Below are 22,267 nucleotides of genomic sequence, written 5' to 3' on the forward strand. Positions count from 1 at the left end.
TGCGGTTACTGGTTCAGTGTCGAGTCGACCGTGGAATCCCACGCGTTCGCGGCGTCAGAGACCGACTTGCTTCCCGAAGAGACCGTCTGGAAGAACTGAAGCATTCCCGGGTCCTCGAGCGACGCCCAGTTGCCGGAAGCCGGCGTGGCTTTCGAGTTCTGAGCGGCGGTGAAGAACGCGGTACCGTTCTCGGGCAACGTGCCACCGCTGACGGCGGCCTTGGATGCCTCGACACTGTTCGGGATCCACTTGTCGTTGCCGAAGACGTACTTCTTCTGAATGCTCGGGCTTGCGGCGATCTTCACCCACGCTGCGGCGAGGTCCTGGTTCTTGCTCTTCTGGGCGATGCCCCAGTCGGAACCGGCCAGCAGGGCTGGTTGGTTCTTGCCTGACTCACCCGGCATGGGGAACGAGCCGAGCTGGTCGTCCGTCAGCTTGGCGTTGTCCTTCTCGATCGCGCTGATCTCCCAGTTGTTGGCGAGGATGGTGGCTGCCTGACCCGCGGCGAACACGGCGTCCTGATCCGGCTTGTCCGTGTTCAGCGTGCGGCTGGCGACGGTCGAGTAGGCGTTCTGGAACGTCTTCCAGTCGGACAGACCCTTCTGGGCTTCCGAACTCGAGAAGCCTGCCTTCCAGGTCTTGCCGGACTGCGTGGCGATCTGGCCGCCGGCATCCCACACCCACTGCATGCCCGCGTACCAGTACTGACCTGGCAGGTAGAACGACGAGAAGTTGCTCGCGGTGTTCTTGGCCTTGATCTTGTCGAGGTCGCTGGTCAGCTCGCCGTAGGTGGTCGGAGCGGTCGTGATTCCTGCGTCGGCCCAGATCGTCTTGTTGTAGACGACCGCACGGGCGGCGCCGAACGACGGAACGCCGTAGAGCCTTCCGTCGACGGTTCCGGGGTCGGCGAGCCCGCCCAGCCAGGTCTGGCCCTGCTGCAGGTCGGCCTTGTACTTCGTGAGATCGGCGAGACCGCCGCTGGAGGCGAACGTCGCGACCTGCGTGTTGCCGAGGTCGAGCACGTCCGGCGGGGTGCTGGTGGCGAGCGCCGTGGTGATCTTCGTGGCGATGTTCGTCCACTGCTGGGTCTGGACCTTGACCTTGGCCCCGGTCTCCTTGGTGAACTCGGCGTTGATCGCATCGAGCGTCTTGGGGGAGAGGTCACCCGTCATGGCCCAGACCGTGATGGTCTTTCCCTTGCCGTCGACCTTGCCGATGGTCGAGCTGCCGCCCGACGTGGTGCCGGCTCCGCTTCCGGAACAGGCACTCAGCGCCAGTGCCGCGGCGATGCCGACGGCGCCGATCGCGAGAATGCGTGACTTGCGCAATGTTTCTCCTAGTGTTGTGAGCGCGGACGTCGAAGCGTCCTCTTGAGGGAATGGCGTCCGCGTTGCAACACGGACAGGTGGTGCGAGTGATCGGCAACATCGCGGTCGCGATCACCGGCTGGGATGTGAGCCCAGTCGTCTGTGGCGGGCTGGGGGTGCCGTCTCATGACACCCCCAGTTCCGCTGAAAGAACCAGCACGGCGGCGCCGAGCAGCACCAGGTCGTGGCTGTCAGCAGCGGTCCTCATCTGCAGCGCATTGCTGACCGCCGAAAGTGTGCGTTCGCGCACGGTGCGCAGCGCCGAGTCCAGGAACGGGCCCTCGACGAGCTCCTCGGGACCGGCGAGCACCACCTCTTTCAGGCCGAGGGCGGCGACCACCGGGGCGAGGGCGACGCCGAGAGCGCGGCCGGCATCCGCCAGCACGCTGTCGCGGGCGTCGTCTCCTGCGGCCTTGAGGCGTGCCTTCAGGTGCGGAACGGCGATGGCGAGCTCGAGGCATCCGTTGCGACCGCACGCGCAGCGCTCTCCTTGCTCGTCGACGACGACATGTCCGATCTCGCCTGCTGTGGAGTTCTCGCCTTCCACCAGAACGCCGCCGATGATGAGGCCGGCGCCGGCTCCGTGCTCGATGGCGACGACCATGAAGCTCTGGCCTGCGTCTTGGAAGGTGTGGATGGCCAGTGCAGCGGCGTTCGCGTCGTTGCCCACGTGCACAGGGACACCGAACTCGTCGCGGAAGATCGCGCCGAGGTCCAGGCCGGACCATGCGAGGTTGGGAGCTTCGCGCACGACGCCGCCAGGGGCGACGATGCCTGGGGTCCCGATTCCGATGCCGAGCAGGCGCACGGTGGACCGCTTCACCAGATCGCGGGTGAGGGTGAGGGCCTTCTGCAGCGCCGGGTCGCCGGTCGCGCCATCGAGTGGAACCTCGAGGCGGTGCACGATCTCACCGCCGATACCGATCACGGCGCCGACGAACCTGTCGTCGGCCGAGAGATCGAGGCTGACGACGTGGTACGCGTTCTCGTTCAGACCGATCAACTGCGCCGGCTTGCCGACATGGGCGCCCGTGCGCTGACCGAGTTCGCTGATGAGGCCCTCTGAGGCGAGCTCGTTGACCAGGTCGGAGACGGTGACCCTGGTGAGGCCGGATTCTCGCGCGAGATCGGCCCGGCTCATCGACCCGTCGTGGAAGAGAGTCTGGAGCAGCAGTGAGCGGTTGTGCTGCCTGTTGTGCTCGGGCAACGCTTTCGACGTCACGCGCAACTGCGCCATGCTCACCTCGATCCGTAGCTTCTTTGCGACAACGGGCGATCAGGCCCAATGGTTTGTTAGTGAACCTGCCTTACAAACCCGTTGTCAAGTCGAGGGTCGTAAAGAATTGATAACGCCCCGTAACTTCGGTGTTTCCATCGCGTCACGTTGTGCAAGCTTGCAGCGCTGCTTGTTCGTAAGGTTTACTAACAAACATGTCTGAGCCAGAGGTGCCTCCGCGCACCCCCCGCAATCCGGCCACGTCCGTCTCGATCGACATGAACGACCCGGTCGCCAGGGCGCGGGCCATCGCGACCACGTTGCTGCCGGGGTTCGTCGGCACAACGGTGCCGGACGCTGTGCGCAGGCGCCTGCTCGCGGGGCTCGGCGGGGTCTGCATCTTCGGCGGCAACATCGAGTCGACCGACCAGTTGCGCGCGCTCGATGAGGACATCCTCACCGCGAACCCGCTCGCCGTGGTCGCCATCGACGAAGAAGGCGGTGACGTCACCCGCCTGAACTATGCCGACGGCTCGCCCTACCCGGGCAACGCTGTACTCGGGCGGCTCGACGACGAGGCGCTGACCGAACTCGTCGGCCGCGACGTCGGCTTCGCCCTGCGCCGTGCGGCCTGCACTCTCGACTTCGCGCCCGACGTGGACGTCAACTCCAACCCGGACAACCCGGTGATCGGGGTGCGCAGCTTCGGGGCGGATGCCTCGCTCGCCGCACGGCACAGCCGCGCGTGGACCTCCGGCCTCCAGTCGGCCGGGGTCGCCGCCTGCGCCAAGCACTTTCCCGGCCACGGCGACACCGCGCTCGACTCGCACCTCGCGCTGCCGGTGATCGACAGATCGCTCGACGAACTCCGCGAGCGCGAGCTCGTGCCGTTCCGCGAGGCCATCGCAGCGGGGACGCGCACCATCATGACCTCCCACATCGTGCTCCCGCAGGTCGACCCCGCGGTGCCGGCGACGTTCTCGACGCGCATCGTGCAGGGGCTGCTGCGCGAGGAGCTGGGCTTCGACGGCGTCATCGTCACCGACGCGCTCGACATGAAGGGCGCCAGCGGCGAGACGGGCATTCCGGAGGCGGCGGTGCGCGCCATCGCCGCCGGCTGCGACCTGCTTTGCATCGGCAGCGAGACGGACGACGACGTTCTCGAAGCGATCATGGTCGCCGTCGGCGAGGCGATCGACGACGGCAGGCTCAGTGCGGACCGGGTCGCGGATGCCGCGAGTCGGGTGCGTGCGCTGGCGGCCGAACTCGCCGAGTCGCGCGCGTCGATCCCGGTGCCGGATGCCGCGGCAGAGGAGTTCCCCGTGTCGATCACGCGCATCCGCGATGCCTTCGACGTGAACGAGTCCGCGCTCGCCGCTCTGCGCGCTACCGACCAGAGCGGCACCACACCGTTCGCGGTCGTGCGCATCGAGACCGCAGCGAACATCGCCGTCGGAGTCGCACCATGGGGGCCGTTCGCGCAGGCCGCAGCGCGGCCACAGGCGGCGGACTCGATCGCGTGGGCCAGGCATCCGCAGATCGTCGTGTCGGAGCAGGACGCCGCCGACGGCGAGCTCCCGGAGCGGATCGAGGAGATCCTCGGGCGGGTGGCGCAGTCTCGAGGTGTGATCGTGATCGGCAAGGCGCTGCACCGCTACGGATTCGCGCGAGAGGTCGTCGACCGCCTGCGCCCTGTGCGCACGACTCTCGTCGTCGACATGGGCTGGCCTTCGGATGACCGTGCCTACGCCGATGTCGCGACTTTCGGTGCCTCGCGCTCTGTCGGCAGCTCCCTGCTCGCGCTCCTCGACGGCGACGCCGCCGTGGAGGACCAGCGGTGAGGATAGGACTCGACATCGGAGGCACGAAGACCGACGCTGTCGTGCTCGACGCCGCAGGAGGTGTTCTCGAGCGGGTGCGGGTTCGGACGGGAACGGGGCCGGCCGAGGTTCTCGATTCGGCCGAACGCGCCGTGCGCGAGGTGATCGCACTCTGCGGGACGCAGACCGACGACTACGCATCGATCGGCGTCGGGATTCCGGGGGTCGTCGACCGTGAGACGGGTCGCGTGCACCACGCGGTGAACCTCGGGGTCGACGACCTCGGCCTCGGCGAACGCCTGCGGGAGCGGGTCGGCGTTCCTGTGCAGGTCGAGAACGACGTGAAGGCGGCGGCACTCGGCGCCTATCACCTGCTGCGCCTGCACGGCTCGGCAGCGTTCCTCAACCTCGGCACGGGGCTCGCGGCGGGGATCGTCGCCGACGGCCGGCTGTGGCGCGGCGCACGCGGAGGCGCCGGCGAGATCGGGCACATTCCGCTCGATCCCCGCGGTGCGCTCTGCTCGTGCGGCCAGCACGGCTGCCTCGAGACCATCGCGTCCGGCTCGGCGGTGGCACGCTTGTGGCCGTCGAAGGCAGCGCTGCCCGCCATCGAGCTGTTCGACGCGGCGGATGCCGGCGACCGGCGCGCGCAGGACGTGAGGCACGCGCTCGCGGCGGGTGTGGCATCCGCTGTGCGCATTCTCGTGCTGACGGTCGACGTGGAGACGGTCGTCGTCGGAGGTGGACTCAGCAACCTCGGGGAGCGCCTGCTGGCGCCAGTGACCGAGGTGCTGCAAGGCTGGGGGAGGGATTCGCCGTTCCTGGCGTCGCTGAGGCTCCCGGAGCGGGTTCGCATGCTCGCACCGGACCTGTCGGCTGCGGCGGTCGGAGCGGCTCTCGTCGGGGCGGCGGAAGCCGTCGCCTGACAGCATCACCAACCGGCGCCGGCCGGAAACACGAGACGTGAGGGAGAGATTCGTGGAGGTCGTCATCAAGCAGACCGCCGACGAGGTGGGGGCGCTCGCCGCCGACCTGGTCGGTCGCGTCGTGGAGTCCAAGCCGCGCGCCGTGATCGGTCTGGCGACCGGATCATCGCCGCTCGCGATCTACGCGGGCCTCGCTCGCAGGGTCGCCGACGGCAGCCTGGACTTCGCGGGCGTCCGCGGATTCGCGCTCGACGAGTACGTCGGCATTCCGGAGGACCATCCTCAGAGCTATGCGTCGGTGATCAGGCACGAAGTGGTCGAGCCGCTCGGCATGGACCCGACACTGGTGCAGGTGCCGGACGGCAGGGCCGTCGACATCGAGGTCGCGTGCCGCGAGTACGAGCAGGCGATCGTGGACGCCGGTGGTATCGACATCCAGATTCTCGGCATCGGTGCGAACGGCCACATCGGCTTCAACGAGCCGACGTCGTCGTTCGCGTCCCGCACCCGTATCAAGACCCTCGCGCCGAAGACCCGTGCAGACAACGCGCGGTTCTTCGACTCGTTCGACGCGGTGCCGACCCACTGCGTCACGCAGGGGCTCGGCACGATCATGCAGGCCAGGCGCCTCGTGCTCGTCGCTCAGGGCGAAGGCAAGGCGGATGCCATCGCTGCCGCCGTCGAGGGCCCCGTCGCCTCGATCTGCCCTGCCTCGGTGCTGCAGTTCCACGAGCACGCGACCGTGATCATCGACGAGGCTGCGGCGAGCAAGCTGCGCCTGGCGGACTACTACAAGTACACGTACGACAACAAGCCGGCCTGGCAGCTCTAGGCGGGCCTCGGGGCAAGTCCGTCCATGAGGACGCTCACGTAAGCCTCGCTGAGTCGCCGGTTCCGGGGAGTACTCCTTGTGACGGCGTGCGTGGTGCCTGCGATGAGTGAAGCGATGACGCCTGAATCGAGGTCGGAACGGATGCCGCCCGTCTTTCGGCCTTGTGTGATCATCTGTTCGACAGCCGAGATCAGGGCCGCGTGCGCCTCGGAGGTCGCTGGCAGCTCGAGTCCGAGGAGTTGTTCGTCGATCGCATAGTGCGTCGCATGGAACTCCATCAGTTCCGGAAGGAACGTGCGGAGCGCCTGTTCTCCCGGCAAGCTCTCGGACAATTCGCCGGCGCGCTGTGCGATCGGCGCGAGCAGGGCGGCGACCGCGGCGTCGAGCAGGGAGTCCTTGTTGCCGAATGCTCGAACAACGGTCGCGGCGCCGAGGCCCGCGCGGTGCGCGATGGCTTCGACGGTGATGGTGGAGCCTGGCTCCGCCATCAGTTCCTTGGCGGCGCGCAGAGCGAGCTCACGGTTTCGCACGGCATCGGCGCGACGGGGAGGTGTTGACAAATGGAACGCTCATTTCACATAATCAGATGGAACGACCATTCCAGTTACTGTACCTCAAGGAGGATCCATGGGCATCCGTATTCTCATCGTGGGGGCGAGCATCGCGGGGCTGACGCTCGCCCACCGCCTTGTCGCTGACGGTATAGAGCCGATTGTGGTGGAACGCGCATCGCAGCTGCGAGTGGGCGGGAACGGCGTCGACCTCAGGGGCGACGCGATGCGTATCGCCGAAAGCATGGGCATACTCACCGGCGCTCGTTCGGCGGCCGCCGACGTTCTCGGCATCAAATTCGTCGACGGTGAGGGGCGCGAGGTGGCGCGCGTCAGCACGGTGGAGCCCGGCAGCCTCGAAGTGATGCGCGGCGATCTGGTGCACTTGCTTGCCGACGTGACACCCGTCGAGATTCGATTCGGAGACTCACCCGAGCGCATCGAACAGGACGGGTCTGGTGTGACCGTGTCGTTCACTACGGGGCGAACGGAGCGGTTCGACGCCGTGTTCGGCGCCGATGGAATGCACTCGACGGTGCGAAGGCTCGCGTTCGGCGCCGAGGCGTCGTACCTGCGCTTGCGGGGACACCACTTCGCCTTCGCCGACGCGGATGCCCAGCTCGGCGAGAACCGATGGGTGACGATGCACAACCTGCCGGGGAAGATGGTCGGTGTCTACCGCTCAGGCAATCACGAGCAGGCGAAGGCCTACTTCATCTATCGCACTCCCTTCGTGAGCTCGGGCAGGCCCGATCCGGCCGAACATCGGCGGATGCTTTCCGCCGCGTTCGAAGAGGTGTCGTCGTGGCACACGGGCGAGCTTCTCGCCTCAGCCCTCGCCAGCGACGATCTTTACGTCGACGCGTTGGCTCAGGTGCGAATGCGTTCGTGGTCGAACGGACGAGTGGCGCTCGTCGGCGATGCGGCATGGTGCGGGTCTCCTGCATCGGGCGCGGGCGCCGAACTCGCCCTGGTCGGGGCTCACGTTCTCGCGTGCGAGCTTCGCCGCGCGAACGGCGACCTTGTGAGAGCGTTCGCCCGCTACGAAGGTCTTCTGCGACCTCTCGTGAGTGCGAGGCAGCGGATCTCTGCGAACGTGCGGCTCATGGTTCCGGCGACGTCGTTCGGCATCGCCGTTCGGAACACGTTCGCGCGATCTCCTCTGCCTCTCGCGTTGGCTCGAGTCGGCGGCGCCATCACGCCGCGCGAACGCTCCGTGCTCGAACCGCGGCTTCTCGAGGGAGGCGCTGCCTAGCCGTCAGGCGAGTGGTTCGCCTGCGGCCCAGACCCGCTTAACGTTCCAGTCGCTGTCGAGCAGCACGGCGTCAGCGAGGTATCCGGTGGCGAGCCTGCCGAGTTCGTGGTCGAGCCCGAACACGCGCGCCGGCGTGAGGGTCAGAGCCTCGACCGCCGCGGCGGGCTCGACCCTGGTGCGCTGCACCGCGATGCGGAGCGCCGCGTCCTGCGTGAGCGTTGAGCCGGCGATCGAGGTCGTTCCGCGCAGCACTGCGAGGCCGTCGGTCACCGTCACGTTGAGCGAGCCGAGACGGTAGTCGCCGTCGGCGGCGCCGGCCGCGGCCATCGAGTCCGTCACCAGGGCGATGCGTCCAGGAGCCTGGACGAAGGCGAGGTGCGCGACATCCGGATGCACGTGCAGGCCGTCGAGGATGAGCTCGAGCGTGACCCTGTCGTCGTCGAGTGCTGCCACGATCGGTCCTGGCGCGCGGTGCTGGATGCCCGGCATCGCGTTGAACGCGTGCGTGAGCAGTCGAGCGCCTCGGTCGAACGCGGCGGCGGCCTGATCCTCCGTCGCCTCGGTGTGTCCGACTGCGACGACGACGCCGGCCTCGACGAGCACGTCGATGGCCTCCATCGCGCCGGGTAGCTCGGGGGCGATCGTGATCTGGCGCAGCGTTCCGCGCGCGGCCCCGATGAGCTGCTCGACAAGTTCAGGGTCGTCCGGTGTGCGCAGGAACTCCGCGTTGTGCGCTCCGCGGCGCTCAGGGTTGAGGAACGGACCCTCGAGGTGTGCGCCGAGCACGAGCGGATCGTCCTCTGCGATGTCGGCGATGTCTTCAAGGCTCTCGCGCAGCTCCGCGAGCGGGTTGGCGACAAGGCTCAGCACCGACCGGGTCGTGCCGTGCTTGCGATGGGTCGCGAGGGCCGCGACCATGTCGTCCGGGCCTTCCTCATAGCCGTGTCCGCCCGCGCCGTGCGAGTGCACGTCGATGAAGCCAGGCGTCAGCCAGTGACCGGAGGCATCGACGACCTCGGCGCCCTCGGCGAACGCGCGCCATCCCGTGCCGCTGCCTGTCGCGACGATGCGCTCGCCCTGCGTGGCGAGCCAGAATTCGTCGACGTGGCCGTCGGCATCCAGCTTGCGTGCGCCGTGGATGACCCGCGCGGCGCTCACGCCAGTTCCTTGCGCCCGGTGACGATGCCGCTCAGCAGGGCGATGATCGCGAACGGCACGGCGACGAACGGCTGGCCGAGATCCCACCAGGCGAAGGCGGCCGCTGTCATCACGATGATCTCGACGATGGCCTTGCCGAACGTGTCGATGTGGATCACGGCCTTGGGCGAGCGGAACAGTGCCCAGAGCACGATGGCCAGCGCCGGCGCGGCGATGCCCACGACGATGTTCCATGGGAACGGCCAGGCGATGAATCCCCAGATCGCCAGGGTCACGAAGGCGAACAGCTCGATCAGGAATCGCAGCACGTCCCAGAAGCCGATCTGGACGCGCGCGTGCTCGGTATTCTGCGCAGACATCGCGTCTATCGTATCGGCGACAAGGGGAGCCCCGTCCCCCGTCCCTCACCCCCGTCCCCCGTCGGCCCGGCACTGTATTGCCGGGCCGCCCTCGTATTCACGTGAATTGAGGACCCGCTCGGCAATACAGTGCCGGGCCGACGCCGATAGGGCGGGGCGGGGGCGCGGGGACGGGGCGCTCAGCGGAAGATTATCGTGCGGGCGCCGTCGAGCAGGATGCGATTCTCCGCGAACCACTTCACGGCCTGCGTGAGGGTGCGGCTCTCTTCGTCCTGCCCGATCGCCACGAGCTGCGACGGGGATTGCGCGTGATCCACGCGCACGACGTTCTGCTCGATGATCGGCCCCTCGTCGAGGTCGCTCGTGACGAAGTGCGCCGTCGCGCCGATGAGTTTCACGCCGCGCGCGTGCGCCTGCTTGTACGGGTTGGCTCCCTTGAATCCCGGCAGGAAGGAGTGGTGGATGTTGATGCACCGTCCGGCGAGGGCGTCGCACAACTCGGGGGACACGATCTGCATGTATCTGGCGAGCACGACGAGCTCGATGTCGTTGCGCTCCACCTCGTCGAGCACCCTGGCCTCGAAGGCGGCCTTGCTGGCGGCATCCGTCACGGGGAGCGAGTCGAAGGGCACCCCGTAGAAGCCCGCCAGTTCACGAAGCGTGCCGTGATTGGACAGCACGAGAGGGATGTCGACGGGCAGCTGCCCCGCGCGCTGCCGGAAAAGCAGGTCGTTGACGCAGTGTGCGGCGGTCGACGCCAGCACCAGGGTGCGCAGCGGCCTTCCCACCCGGTCGAGGTTCCACGACATGTCGTACGTCTGCGTCACCGGCAGGATGGCCGCCTCGAACTCGTCGCGGTCGGCGGTGGACTCGATCTGCAGCCGCATGAAGAAGCGCCCGGTGTCGGAGCTGGAGAACTGCTGGCTCTCGGTGATGTTGCCCCGTGCAGCGACGACTGCGCCGCTGATGGCGTGCACGATTCCGGGGCGATCGGCGCAGATCAGCGTGAGCACCCAATGGGTGAGCTGCCGCCCGGGAGCATCCGTCTGCGAATCCATGAGAATCAGGCTAGAGCACGCGTCGGGTGCGGCCGCGCGAGCCGTGCGACGGCCGATAGGCTCGTGTGTTCTGACAGTTCGCGATGCGGGCCATCATCGACTTCGCCGAACATTCTCTTCAGCCAGGGGGTATCCGTGTCGTCCGAGCAGTCAGCGGCCCGCGCCGAGAAGCCGTTCCCCTGGATCGGGATGCTCGCGCTCGCCGCCGCCGCATTCCTCGCCGTGACCAGCGAGACGCTGCCGACCGGGCTGCTGCCGGAGATCGCCGGCGGTCTGCACGTGACGACCCCGCAGGCCGGGCTGCTCGTCTCGGTCTACGCGTTCACCGTCGTGCTCGCGGCGACTCCGCTCACGGCGATGACAAGGCGCATCCCGCGGCGTGTGCTCGTGGTGGCCGTGATCGTGGTGATCGGCCTGAGCTCGCTGCTTCTGGCGGTGGCGCCGAACTACGGCGTGGCCGTCGTTGCGCGCATCACGGGCGGCATGGCGCACGGGGTCTTCTGGGCCGTGACGGGAGCGTACGCCGGCCACATCGTCGCACCCCGCCAGCTGGCACGCGCCGTCTCGATCACGTCCGGCGGCGTCTCGCTCGCGCTGATCCTCGGTGCGCCGCTGGCCACCATCGTCGGGCACGCCGTGAACTGGCGCTTCGCCTTCGCCATGGTCGGATGCCTTCTCGTCGTCGGCGCCGTCGTCGTGGGGATCATGCTGCCGAAGGCCCCGCGAGAGCCGTTGCCGGTGACCACTGGTGCGACCCGTGTCGTGCTGGGCTCCAGGCGGGATGCCAGCATCGTGCCGGTCATCCTGATCTGCGTGCTCACCGGGCTCATCACACTCGGCAGCTTCACACTGAACGCGTACATCGCGCCGTTCGTGATCGAGGCGATGCATTTCGGGGCGGGCGCTGTCGGCCCGATGCTCTTCGTCGGCGGCGTGATGGGTGCGATCGCCGTCGCGCTGGTCGGAACGGTGCTCGGGCGCATCCCGAACCGGGCGATCACCGTCGGGCTCGTGCTCACGTCGGTCGGGGTGGCACTGCTCGGAGTGTTCGCGGGTGTTCCTCCTGTGGCGATCGCGGCATTCGCCCTGTGGGCTCTGGCGTTCGGATGCCTGCCACCGCTCCTGCAGACCGAGTTGCTGCAGGTCGCATCCGCGCGTTTCCGCGACACCGCGAGCGCCCTCTACACGACGGCGTTCAACGTGGGGATCGGCGGCGGAGCCCTCGTGGGCGGCGCGGTCTACGCGGTGTGGGGCATCGGCTTCGTGCCGTGGGCGGCGCTCGCGATTCTCGCCGTGTCGCTCGTCATGCTCGTCTTCACCCTGCGCACGGTGTCCCGCATCAGAACTTCACAGTGAAGGATGTCTGGCTGCTCGGCCCGACCCGCCCGGCGCCGTCCGAGTAGCGTGCGTCGACGGTGTGTTGGCCTGCCGGCCAGACGAGCCGGTAGCGGGTGTCGCTGCCGGAGCCCGCGAGCGTCGAGGTGCCGAGACTCGTCCTGTCGAGGAACAGCTCGTAGCCGGCGCCTGCCGTGCCCGTCGTCGTCACGTCGACCAAGAACCCGCCGGGTCTGATCACGCTGGTGACGGATGCCTGAGGCGCGCCGAGCGTGAACGACGCGGTGGTCGCCGCGGACTCGAGGCCGGTGCTCGCATCCGTCTGCGTCGCAGAGACGGTTCCGTCTCCGACGCCGTAACCGGTGATGGCGGTGCTGATGGTCCACGAGCCGTCAGAACCCGCCTGCGTCGTGACGCTCGAACCCGCCCCGCTGACCTTGACGGTGGCGCCTGCCTGCGCGGTGCCGGAGACCAGCGGGAAGTACCTGCCGCCGCCCGTGTCCACCGTGGTGATGGCGGGAGCGGCAGGCGGTTGCGGATCGGTCGTCGGGGGTGTTCCGGGGTCGCCGGGCGTTCCCGGGTTCGTCGGAGTGCCCGGATCGGTCGGTGTGCTCGGGGAACTCGGACTCGGTGCAGTCGGCGCGGCGGGCGCGGCGGGTTGCGTCGACGCGGCCTGTGCCGCGGGCGGAGCCGCCACGGCGGGAGCCGGCGCCGGTTTCGGAGCGGCCGCCGATGGCGAGGGAACGGAGGACGGCGCGGGATCAGGCGCATTCTGCGTAGCGGAATTGCCGGATGAGGTCGCCGAGTCGACGGTCGAGGCCGCGGTGTCGCTGTGCGCTGATGCGGCGGTCGCCAACGCGATGCCCGCCACCGCAGCGCCGACGACGACGACAGCGGTGACCGCGCCGACGATGATGCCGGTCGTGCCGCTGAAGATGCCGCCTGACGCTCCGGCGGAGCCCACGGAAGTACCGGCGGCGGTGCCGCTCGAGCTGCTCGCTGCACCCGACGCCGTCGTGCCCGCTGCACCGCCGCCGATGACGGCACCCGCCGTGACTCCGGCCGTGCCGGCGTGCAGCGTGGCCAGATAGGCTGTCGCCCCGGCCGTTCCGATCGCAAGGGGCAGCAGGACGAGGGCGAGCCGGTCGCCGACATCCTTCGCCTCTGCTGCGACCAAGGCGCACTTCGCGCAGGTGTCGAGGTGGGCGTCGACGCGCGTGCGTTCGCGCTTGCCGAGCCGTCCGCGAGCGTGGGCGCCGAGCTTGTCGACGGTCCACGAGCACTCGGGTCCCAGGTCGGGCGAGGTCAGGTGAGCGCGGATCCAGGCTTGCCGCAGGCCCTCGCGCGCTCGATAGCAGAGGGCGGCCGTGGCCTGAGCGCTGAGGCCCAGCAGCGGAGCGATGCGTGCCGGCTGCATTCCCTCGACCTCGCTGTACCAGAGCGCCTCCTGCCAGCGAGCAGGCAGAGACGTGAAGGCCTGTGCGGTCAGCGAGCGGTCGATCGATGCCAGGGGGTCATCGGTGGGGAGTTCGAGCTCGTCGAACTCCTCGGGCGCGACGGCGACGGTGTTGGCCGACACCCGGCCCCACGAGGCGGCCACGTTGCGCACCGTCGTGAACAGATAGGGACGGAACGCTGCGGTCGGACCGTTCCCCGACTGCAGTGCGTTCAGCACCCTCGTGTACGCCTCGGAGACGAGGTCGTCGGCGTCGAACGTGCTCGTCACCGAGCGGGCGACAGCGGCGGCGGCCGACGCGTGGCGACGGAACAGGGCGGCGTAGGCATCAGCGTCGCCCCTGCGCGTCAGCGTGATCAGCTCCGCATCTCCGGCGCGCGACAGCTTGCGCTCGGCGGTGTGCGCTGACATCAGGGGCTGCTTTCGGGTGCGGGAGCTAGACAGGGGGGAATTCCGATTGTCCGCGAGTCGCCGTGCATGCGCAATTCCGTATGCCGTGATGACGTCGCCAAATGATTTGCGGATGCCGCGTCATGATCCGGTGCGTGCGACGTCTCCTTCAGTGGAACGGACCATCATCGCGTCTCATTCGGCTTCGACGCGATGGCCCTGGCATGTCGCCCGAAGCGGCCAGGGGGACCACGCGGTTCCGGTGGGGGCATCGACCGCGTGAGCGCCAGGGCCCGGATGTCACCATCCGGGCCCGGCGCCGCTTCTACGTTCGCAGCCTTCCTCGCGTCTCCGAAAGCACGACGGCCAGCAGCACAGCATTCACGATCCAGCTCAGAACGAGCGGGTTCACGATGGACGACACGGCGATCAGCGCGAGGAGCACGACAGCCCCGATCAGGTGCACGCGCAGCCACGGGCCGCCCGTCGAGCGGCCGAACAGCGCGTTGCCCAGCACGTAGAGGGCAGCACCTCCGCACAGGAGCCCGGCAAGCCACGTGCTGCCGGCACCCGCCGGATCACGCAAGATGAGGCCGTCCGCGACGGCAGAGGCGACGACGCCGAAGACGAGCAGCAACGGAATGTAGGTGAACGCGGTCTGTGCGATCATTCCGCGATCGCTGGCCCGTGAGATGAAGTCGCTGCCGTGGCGTTGGTTGTGCCTGAAGTAGAGCAGGAACATCAGAACAGCACCGACGAAGGCCGCGAGGAACGCCGTGCCGTTCAGCCACGTGATGCCCACCTCGGCGAACGTGCTGCCGGTGACGACGATCGACTCGCCGAGCACGATGATGACGAACAGGCTGACCCGTTCCGCCATGTGCTCGCCCGACACGTTCCACGAGTGCACCGACGACGCGCCGACGCCCGGCACCCAGAACCGGATGCGCGGACCGATGTACTCCAGAACGATCGCGGCGAGCCAGACCCACAGCCGGGCATCCTCCGTCACCAGGGCTCCGACGATCCACAGGATGCCCGTGCCGACGTGCCAGCACGAGATGCGCACGAAGTTCATGGCGTGCTCGGTGCGCTGCGCACGTCCGAAGGCGACGATCGCAAAGACGCTGCGCGCGAGGCTGAACGCCACGAGGGACAGCGCGAAGGGAAGAGCAAGGCCACCGAAGGCCTCAGGGATCGTGGCGGCGATCAGCAGGCCGAGCGCCATCATCACGAAGAGCAGAGTGCCCACCGGACCGCGCTCGGGGTCGAGCCAGCTCATCGCCCACGTCGTGTACACCCAGGCGAACCAGACCACCATGGTCAGCATCACCGTGTGCAGCAGTGCGATACCGGTCTGCTGGTGGATCAGGATGTGCGACAGCTGCGTGACCGCGAACACGAACACCAGGTCGAAGAACAACTCGATGTAGGTGACGCGATGGGATGCCTCGCCCGTCGTCGGCCGCAGCAGGCCGGTCTTCGTCGCGTCCACGTGCCCTCCGGGGCACAGCGTAGCGAAGCAGGGGAACGGATCAGGCCACGATGACGCGCATGCCGGCATCCTCGAACGCTGCGCGCTGCTGTGCCGTGATGCCGCTGTCCGTGATGAAGGTGTCGAAGGCCCCCGGCTCGCCGACGGCTGCGAACGCTCTGCGGCCGATCTTGCTGGAGTCCGCGACCAGCACCGACCGGTCGGCTCTGCGTGCCATCAGCGCGTTCACGGCGGCCTCGTGCTCGTCGTGCACCGTCGGGCCGAGGACAGGGTCGACGCCGTTCACACCGATGAAGGCGAAGTCGAGCGTGATCTGACCGAGCACCGAGTCCGTGTACGGCCCGACGAGCTCGTACGAGCGCGCATGCACGACGCCGCCGGTCATCACCACCTTGATCTGGGGACGCATCACGAGCTGTGCCGCGATGTTGATGGCGTTCGTGACGACGGTCAGCGTGGGATTCGGGGACGCATCGGCGACATCCTGCCTGGTGCCCAGCGCAGTGGCGACCGCCGTGCTCGTCGTGCCGCCCGACAGTCCGACGACCGACCCGCGCGAGACGAGTGCGCTCGCCGCCTGGGCGATCGCCTCCTTCTGCGCGGCATTCCGCTCACGCTTGTAGCGCAAGGGCAGGTCGTAGGCGACCGACTGCCCCGTCGCGCCGCCGCGCGTGCGGGCGAGCAGCTGCTGGGCGGCGAGAGCATCGAGGTCCCTGCGGGCGGTGGCGGGCGAGACGCCGAGGCGCTCCACGATCTCATCGACCTCGATCTGACCGGTCTCGGCCAGCAGATCGAGCACGGTGCGCAGCCGCTCCGTGCGATTCATCGGGATGCCTCCTCCGAGCCGGCACCCGCGAACAGCCGCAGCAGTCGCTCGGCCTCGCCGCTGAGCGCGTCGCGACCGGCGCGCACATACTTGCGCGAGTCGACCACGCCGGGGTTCGCGTCGAGATATTCGCGGATCGCGCCGGTGAAGAACCGGTTCAGGTGCGTCGACACATTGATCTTCGTCATGCCGGCGGCGATCGCGGCGGCGATCGTGTCGTCCGGAACGCCGGACGACCCGTGCAGCACGAGTGGCACCGTGAGAGCTCGGTGAAGCCTGGCGATCAGGTCGAGGTCGAGGGATGCCTCGCGCGTCGTCATCGCGTGCGACGAGCCCACCGCGACGGCCAGGGCGTCGACCCCCGTCTCCGAGACGAATCGCTCGGCCTCGGCCGGGTCGGTGCGGACCCCGGGCGCGTGTGCGCCATCCTTGCCGCCGATCTCGCCGAGTTCGGCCTCGACGTACACGTCGTTCGCATGCGCGTAGTCGACGACCCGCAACGTGGCGTCGACGTTGGCGTCGTACTCGAGCTTTGCGGCGTCGAACATCACGGAGCCGAAGCCGAGATCGACGGCGTGCCGTGCCAGTGTCTCGTCCTCAGCGTGGTCGAGGTGCACTGCTACACGGGCCCCCGACGTGTGTGCGAGAGAGAGGCAGGCGAGCCCGATCGGTTCGAGTCCGCCGTGGTACGTGACGCAGTTCTGCGAGATCTGCAGGATGACCGGCAGATTCGCCCGCTCGGCGGCGGCCGCGATCGCCTCGGCCGTCTCGAGGTGGATGACGTTGAAGGCGCCGATCCCGGTGCCCGCGGCCGAGGCATCCGCCATCAGCTCGCTCGTTGCGATCAGCGCCACGACGCGCCTCCGTTCGACGCTGCGACGGCGTCGCGCGCGGTCAGCGCTGAGCCGATCAGACCGGCGTCGGCGCCGATCGAGGCCTTGATCAGCTGTGGGCGTCGGTGGAACGTGAGGATGTGATCGAGCCGTTCGCGAAGCGGCGCCAGCAGTTCCTCGCCCGCCTCTGACAGACCGCCGCCGATCACGATCGCCTGAGGAGCCAGCAGCGCGACCGAGTGCGAGAAGCCGAGCGCGAGGGCGTCGAGCGCGGAGTCCCAGGCGGCGGCAGCGTTCGCGTCTCCGGCGTGCATGCGTTGCAGCACCTCACGTGCGCCGTCGACCGCCACTCCGGTGCGCAGCGCGTACCGCCTGGCGATCGCGGCAGCGGATGCCACCGACTCGAGGCATCCGCGCCCGCCGCACGCGCAGACCGGGCCCTCGGCGACGCGGTCGTGCCCGATTTCTCCGGCGAGACCGCCGCCGGTGTGGAGGCGCCCGCCGATGAACACGGCAGCCGCGATGCCGGTGCCGATCGTCACGATGAGCACGTCGTCGAAGCCGCGGGCGGCGCCCAGCCTGTGCTCGGCCTCGCCCGCGCCTCGCACGTCGTGCCCGAAGCCGACGGGCACGCCGAGCGCCGTGGAGGCGCGATCGCGGAACGGATAGTCGTGCCAGCCCAAGTTCTCCGCGAAGACGCCGATGCCGTGCTCGTCGTCGACGTGGCCCGGCACGAGCAATCCGGCCGCGGCGGGCACGATGCCCGGATGCCGGTCGCGGAGCTCGCGCGCCAGTCGCGTCGCGGTCTCCACCACGCGTTCCCCGGTGCGTGCGCCGTCGAGCGGTGTCGGCACGCGCACGCTTTCGAGCATCCGTCCTTCGTCATCGACGATGGCCGCTTTCATGTCGGTACCGCCGACGTCGAACGCGAGCACGGATCGGCCTGGTCCGATGAGCAGGTGAACCGCAGCGTCGTCGCCGTGTCGGTCGTTCATGGTGGCCTCGGTCGTTAGAAGGGTGGTCACGGTTGATCCAGGATGACCGACCGTGTGAGGTTGCGAGGGCGGTCGGGGTCGAGTCCGTTGCGGCGGGCACGCTCGAGAGCCACCCTGTGCAGCCGCACCAGGTCGGCCATCGGGTCGATCGGAGCGTACTCGAACCGGGCGCCCGTCGCCTCCGTGTCGGCCGCGATCCCCGCCGGCGGCTCGCCGAAGGACCAGGTCACCCTGCCCGGCGCCGCGATCGCGATGGGGCCGTGCCGGTACTCCTTCGCCGGATAGGACTCCGTCCACGACTGCGAGGATTCGCGCATCTTCAGGGCAGCCTCGTGGGCGATGCCGACGCTGAATCCCGAGCCGAGGAACGTGTACTGGTCGGCGTCGATCAGACCGTCGTCGAGCGGTGCCGCGAGAACCTCGCGCGCTTGGGCGATGACACCGCTCAACTCCTCGCCGATGGATGCTCGCAGCAGCGCGAGTGCGCTCGTCGCGAACCGCGTCTGCACCACCGACTTCTCGTCCGCGAACGGAAGCGCGATCACGTCGTCGACCAGATCGATCAGCGGGGTGTTCGGGTCGCCGACGAGGCCGATCGTGCGCACTCGGCCGCGCACGGCATCGACGAGCTCGAGCACTTCGGTGGTCGTTCCCGACCGGGTGATCGCGACGATCGCGTCGTAACCGCGGTCGACGAAGGCCTCGGATGCCGCGAACGCGTCGGTCTCGCCATGTCCGCCCCGCTCGCGAAGGTTCGCGTACGACTGCGCCATGAACCATGAGGTGCCGCACCCGACGACGGCGATGCGTTGGCCGTCGGCAGGCAGCAGGCCTCGTTCGGCGACCAGGGAGGTCGCGCGCTCCCAGACATCCGGTTGTGACGTCAGCTCCGCCTCGAGGTCGGCTCCGGACACTCGTTCGATCTCATTGCTCATGACTCAATGATCGAACATGATCGCAACGCCTGTCAAAGTTGCAGTTTCGATCGTGGAGATTTTCGCCGCTCGCCGGAATGCGGCGCACTCGCTAGCGTCGATCCCATGCGATATGTACGTCTTGGATCGAGTGGCCTCGAAGTCTCCGCAGTCACGCTCGGCTGCATGAGTTTCGGGGATCCGTCGCGTGGTGGACACCCGTGGGCGCTCGGCGAAGAAGCGTCGCGCCCGCTCATCAAGGCGGCACTCGAGGCGGGCATCACGTTCCTCGACACGGCGAACGTGTACTCGGTGGGAAGCAGTGAGGAGATCGTCGGTCGAGCCGTGCGCGACTTCGCGAAGCGCGACGAGATCGTGCTCGCGACCAAGGTGCACGGCCGCATGCGCCAGGGCCCGAACGGCGCCGGCCTCTCGCGGGCGGCCATCCTTTCCGAGATCGACAACAGCCTGCGTCGGCTCGGCACCGACTACGTCGACCTTTACCAGATCCACCGCTGGGACTACGAGGTGCCGATCGAAGAGACCATGGAGGCGCTCCACGACGTCGTGAAAGCGGGCAAGGCGCGGTACATCGGTGCGTCGTCGATGTGGTCGTGGCAGTTCGCCAAGGCGCAGTACACCGCCGATCTCGGCGGCTGGACCCGGTTCGTCTCGATGCAGGACCACTACAACCTGATCTACCGCGAGGAGGAGCGCGAGATGCTGCCCTTCTGCCTCGATCAGGGTGTCGGCGTCATCCCGTGGAGCCCGCTGGCCCGCGGCAAGGTGACGCGCGATTGGGATGCGACCTCGAACCGCAGCGAGACCGACGAGTTCGGCAAGACGCTGTACCGCGACGAGGACCGCATCGTCGTCGAGCGCGTCGCCGAGGTGGCCGCCGAACTGGGCGTGCCAAGAGCGCAGGTCGCCCTGGCGTGGGTGATGGCCCAGCCGGCCGTGACGTCCCCGATCGTGGGAGTGACGAAGGAATCCCACCTCACGGATGCCGTCGCCGCCATCGACCTGCAGCTCTCCGATGAGCAGACGGCTCGCCTCGAGGAGCCGTATCGCCCGCACACGGTGGCCGGGTTCAAGTAGCTCAGGTCACCGCTCAACCGACGATGACGTGCACGCCGGCGGCTTCGAACGAGGCGCGCTGCTCATCCGTGATGCCGTCATCCGTGATCAGAGTCTCGAAGAGCCTGCGATCGCCGACGGCGGCGAAGGCGCGGCGTCCGATCTTGCTGGAATCCGCGATGAGCACGGGGCGCTCGGCGCGACGGGCCATCAGCGCGTTCACGGTCGCCTCGTGTTCGTCGTGCACCGTGGCGCCGAACGCCGGATCGACGCCGTTGACGCCGATGAAGGCGAAGTCCATGGTGATCTGATCGAGCACGGCGTTCGTGTACGGGCCCACCAGTTCGTAGGAGCGGGCCTGGACTACACCGCCGGTCATGACGATCTTGATCTGCGGTCTCATCACCAGCTGCGCCGCGATGTTGATCGCGTTGGTGACGACCGTCAGTGACGGATGCGCAGACATGTCGGCGAAGTCCGGTCGCGCGCCGAGTGCTGTCGCCACGATCGTGCTCGTCGTGCCTCCTGACAGCCCGACCACCGCACCGCGGGGCACAAGCGCGCTCGCCGCACGGGCGATCGCCTCCTTCTGCCGCGTGTGCTGCTCGCGCTTGTAACGCAGCGGCAGATCGTAAGCGACGGACTGACCTGTCGCTCCGCCTCGGGTGCGAGTCAGCAGTTGTTGCGCGGCCAGCGAGTCGAGATCCCGTCGCGCCGTGGCAGGCGATACGTCGAGGCGCTCGACGATCTCGTCGACCTCGACCTTGCCGGTCTCTGCCAGGAGGTCGAGCACTGCACGATGTCGCTCACTGCGCTTCATCCACGATCCTCTCCGCCTTCGGCTCGCTCAGTCAGTATGCCGGAGCGCCTGGGATTCCGAGGCTGGTCTGCGGTCACGACCCATCGCTGCCGGTGCTCTCCATCATTCTGACCGCTACGTGATCTTTACATGCTTGATGATGATCGAAATGCGCATGTAACAAGCATCCGCTTGAGTAGTGAGCACCGTGACTCGTCGACACGATCGAGGCGTAAACACGCGGATAGATCCAATCGAATGATTGAAGATGATCGAACTGAGGGAGTTTCATGCAATATCCGTCTTGCATCGTCACGACGTTGTGTGCTGGAATGACCGGCATGCTCCACGACGACGTGAGGACTGACCATGAGTGAACGCGGCGCGCAGCCCAGCGGTGGACAGCCGGGTGGCGGAGAACTGAGGATCGGCGTCGTCGGAGCAGGTGCGAGAAGCAAGCTCGCCCTCAACGCGGTGGACTCGGTGGTGCCGGCACGTATCGTCGGCGTGGCGGACTCGGACCCGCGCGGCCGTGAGCGCGCGGCCGACTACTTCGGTTCCGACGTCGCGGTCGTCGACGACGTTGACGCCCTGATCCGCCTCGGCATCGACGCGGCGTTCATCACGACTCCCGATCACACGCACGCGGCGATCGCCACGCAGCTCCTGGCATCGGGAGTCGCGGTCTATCTCGAGAAGCCTCTCGCCATCACCATCGAGGGTGCCGACGAGGTCCTTCGAGCTGCCAACGCCTCTGGCGCCAAGTTGTACGTCGGTCACAACATGCGCCACATGCCCGTCGTTCGACTGATGCGGCGGCTCATTCTCGAGGGCGCGATCGGAGAGGTCAAAGCCGTCTGGTGCCGTCATTTCGTCGGCAACGGTGGCGACTACTACTTCAAGGACTGGCACGCAGAGCGCGCGAAGACCACCGGTCTGCTCCTCCAGAAGGGTGCGCACGACATCGATGTGATCCACTGGCTCGCCGGCGGGTACAGCACGGAGGTCGTTGCCATGGGCGAGCTCGCGGTCTACGGCGGAATCGCCGACAGAGCTGACAACTCCGACAGCGTCATGCAGGACTGGTTCTCGTATGACAACTGGCCGCCGACCGCCCAGCGCGGGCTGAACCCGGTCATCGACGTCGAGGACATCTCCATGGTGTCGATGCGCCTCGACAACGGCGTGCTGGCCAGCTACGAGCAGTGTCATTTCACACCGGACTACTGGCGCAACTACACCGTGATCGGCACCGAAGGTCGGCTCGAGAACTTCGGCGACTCCGAGGGTGGAACGGTGCGCGTCTGGAACAAGCGAACCTCGTACAACGAATCGGGAGACCTCTCGTACCCGATCCCCGAGGGCGAGGGCGGTCACAACGGCGCCGACGCGCTCACCGTCGCCGAGTTCCTCCGCTTCGTCGTCGAGGATGCGCCGACCGACACCTCGCCCGTCGCCGCGCGCAATGCGGTCGCCGCCGGCGTCGCAGCAACGACGTCGCTTCGTCACGGGTCGACTCCTCAGCGCATCCCCGAACTGGGCCCCGACCTTCTCGACTACTTCGCCGGACATCAACGCACCTCCACCTCACAGAAAGCGAACTGA

Annotated in this window: 20 protein-coding genes; 7 read left to right on the forward strand and 13 right to left on the reverse strand. The window is 68.0% G+C overall.

Translation table 11 applies throughout. The features are described from left to right. Positions 1 to 5 precede the first annotated feature (5 nt). Positions 6 to 1,328, reverse strand: a complete 1,323-nt coding sequence (locus MJ603_RS04965) for an extracellular solute-binding protein (protein WP_243062537.1) — start codon at positions 1,326 to 1,328, stop codon at positions 6 to 8. 163 nt (positions 1,329 to 1,491) lie between these two features. Further along, the gene (locus tag MJ603_RS04970; RefSeq protein ID WP_243062538.1) at positions 1,492 to 2,604 is read right to left on the reverse strand and encodes an ROK family transcriptional regulator; all 1,113 of its coding nucleotides are present in this window, start codon (positions 2,602 to 2,604) and stop codon (positions 1,492 to 1,494) included. Positions 2,605 to 2,798: 194 nt separating this feature from the next. On the opposite strand from MJ603_RS04970, the gene MJ603_RS04975 reads away from it, so the two are divergent. The 3 genes from MJ603_RS04975 to nagB are packed head-to-tail and all read left to right on the forward strand — an operon-like array spanning position 2,799 to position 6,161. Further along, complete coding sequence (locus MJ603_RS04975) at positions 2,799 to 4,424, forward strand: glycoside hydrolase family 3 protein (RefSeq protein ID WP_243062539.1); 1,626 nt, start codon at positions 2,799 to 2,801, stop codon at positions 4,422 to 4,424. Then, entirely contained in the window at positions 4,421 to 5,329 is a 909-nt protein-coding gene (locus MJ603_RS04980; protein ID WP_243062540.1) for an ROK family protein, read from the forward strand. Before MJ603_RS04975 ends, MJ603_RS04980 begins: the two co-directional genes overlap by 4 nt. Positions 5,330 to 5,381: 52 nt before the next feature. Next, positions 5,382 to 6,161 (forward strand): glucosamine-6-phosphate deaminase, encoded by a 780-nt coding sequence (gene nagB, locus MJ603_RS04985; protein ID WP_243062736.1) that lies wholly within the window; start codon positions 5,382 to 5,384, stop codon positions 6,159 to 6,161. Here the strand turns inward: nagB and MJ603_RS04990 are convergent. Further along, positions 6,158 to 6,721: a TetR/AcrR family transcriptional regulator gene (locus MJ603_RS04990; protein ID WP_243062541.1), complete on the reverse strand. Its 564-nt coding sequence runs from the start codon at positions 6,719 to 6,721 to the stop codon at positions 6,158 to 6,160. The genes nagB and MJ603_RS04990 overlap by 4 nt on opposite strands. A gap of 67 nt (positions 6,722 to 6,788) precedes the next feature. On the opposite strand from MJ603_RS04990, the gene MJ603_RS04995 reads away from it, so the two are divergent. Continuing rightward, entirely contained in the window at positions 6,789 to 7,967 is a 1,179-nt protein-coding gene (locus tag MJ603_RS04995) for an FAD-dependent monooxygenase (RefSeq protein ID WP_243062542.1), read from the forward strand. A 3-nt stretch (positions 7,968 to 7,970) separates the two neighbouring features. Here the strand turns inward: MJ603_RS04995 and nagA are convergent, their stop codons facing one another. The 3 genes from nagA to purU form a co-directional block, all read right to left on the reverse strand. Further along, positions 7,971 to 9,125 carry an N-acetylglucosamine-6-phosphate deacetylase gene (gene nagA / locus MJ603_RS05000; protein ID WP_243062543.1) on the reverse strand — a complete coding sequence of 385 codons (1,155 nt, stop codon included), beginning with the start codon at positions 9,123 to 9,125 and terminating at the stop codon, positions 7,971 to 7,973. Continuing rightward, positions 9,122 to 9,484 (reverse strand): YrdB family protein, encoded by a 363-nt coding sequence (locus tag MJ603_RS05005; protein ID WP_243062544.1) that lies wholly within the window; start codon positions 9,482 to 9,484, stop codon positions 9,122 to 9,124. Before MJ603_RS05005 ends, nagA begins: the two co-directional genes overlap by 4 nt. 179 nt (positions 9,485 to 9,663) lie before the next feature. Next, a complete protein-coding gene (gene purU / locus MJ603_RS05010) occupies positions 9,664 to 10,542 on the reverse strand; it encodes a formyltetrahydrofolate deformylase (RefSeq protein WP_243062545.1) in 879 nt (292 codons plus the stop codon). Between the two features lie 135 nt (positions 10,543 to 10,677). Here purU and MJ603_RS05015 point away from each other — a divergent pair, with 135 nt between their 5' ends. Then, the gene (locus MJ603_RS05015) at positions 10,678 to 11,898 is read left to right on the forward strand and encodes an MFS transporter (protein WP_243062546.1); all 1,221 of its coding nucleotides are present in this window, start codon (positions 10,678 to 10,680) and stop codon (positions 11,896 to 11,898) included. On the opposite strand, the gene MJ603_RS05020 is transcribed toward MJ603_RS05015, so the two are convergent. The 6 genes from MJ603_RS05020 to MJ603_RS05045 all read right to left on the reverse strand — a co-directional run bounded on the left by MJ603_RS05020 (position 11,882) and on the right by MJ603_RS05045 (position 18,807). After that, complete coding sequence (locus tag MJ603_RS05020; protein WP_243062547.1) at positions 11,882 to 13,744, reverse strand: sigma-70 family RNA polymerase sigma factor; 1,863 nt, start codon at positions 13,742 to 13,744, stop codon at positions 11,882 to 11,884. The genes MJ603_RS05015 and MJ603_RS05020 overlap by 17 nt on opposite strands. A 304-nt stretch (positions 13,745 to 14,048) precedes the next feature. Beyond that, on the reverse strand, positions 14,049 to 15,218 hold the full coding sequence (locus MJ603_RS05025) for a low temperature requirement protein A (protein ID WP_243062548.1): 1,170 nt from the start codon (positions 15,216 to 15,218) through the stop codon (positions 14,049 to 14,051). 40 nt (positions 15,219 to 15,258) lie between these two features. After that, on the reverse strand, positions 15,259 to 16,044 hold the full coding sequence (locus tag MJ603_RS05030) for a DeoR/GlpR family DNA-binding transcription regulator (RefSeq protein WP_243062549.1): 786 nt from the start codon (positions 16,042 to 16,044) through the stop codon (positions 15,259 to 15,261). After that, positions 16,041 to 16,898, reverse strand: a complete 858-nt coding sequence (locus tag MJ603_RS05035; RefSeq protein ID WP_243062550.1) for a class II fructose-bisphosphate aldolase — start codon at positions 16,896 to 16,898, stop codon at positions 16,041 to 16,043. The genes MJ603_RS05030 and MJ603_RS05035 overlap by 4 nt, the downstream gene beginning before the upstream one ends. Continuing rightward, a complete protein-coding gene (locus MJ603_RS05040) occupies positions 16,889 to 17,902 on the reverse strand; it encodes an ROK family protein (RefSeq protein WP_308220565.1) in 1,014 nt (337 codons plus the stop codon). Before MJ603_RS05040 ends, MJ603_RS05035 begins: the two co-directional genes overlap by 10 nt. Continuing rightward, a complete protein-coding gene (locus tag MJ603_RS05045; protein ID WP_243062551.1) occupies positions 17,899 to 18,807 on the reverse strand; it encodes an SIS domain-containing protein in 909 nt (302 codons plus the stop codon). Before MJ603_RS05045 ends, MJ603_RS05040 begins: the two co-directional genes overlap by 4 nt. 105 nt (positions 18,808 to 18,912) lie before the next feature. On the opposite strand from MJ603_RS05045, the gene MJ603_RS05050 reads away from it, so the two are divergent. Further along, positions 18,913 to 19,884, forward strand: a complete 972-nt coding sequence (locus tag MJ603_RS05050; RefSeq protein WP_243062552.1) for an aldo/keto reductase — start codon at positions 18,913 to 18,915, stop codon at positions 19,882 to 19,884. Between the two features lie 13 nt (positions 19,885 to 19,897). Here MJ603_RS05050 and MJ603_RS05055 read toward each other — a convergent pair whose 3' ends face one another. Beyond that, complete coding sequence (locus tag MJ603_RS05055; protein WP_243062553.1) at positions 19,898 to 20,683, reverse strand: DeoR/GlpR family DNA-binding transcription regulator; 786 nt, start codon at positions 20,681 to 20,683, stop codon at positions 19,898 to 19,900. A 348-nt stretch (positions 20,684 to 21,031) separates the two neighbouring features. Between MJ603_RS05055 and MJ603_RS05060 the strand changes: the two genes are divergently transcribed. Further along, on the forward strand, positions 21,032 to 22,267 hold the full coding sequence (locus MJ603_RS05060; RefSeq protein ID WP_243062554.1) for a Gfo/Idh/MocA family protein: 1,236 nt from the start codon (positions 21,032 to 21,034) through the stop codon (positions 22,265 to 22,267).

The sequence above is a fragment of the Humibacter sp. RRB41 genome (assembly GCF_022761015.1).
GTDB lineage: Bacteria > Actinomycetota > Actinomycetes > Actinomycetales > Microbacteriaceae > Humibacter.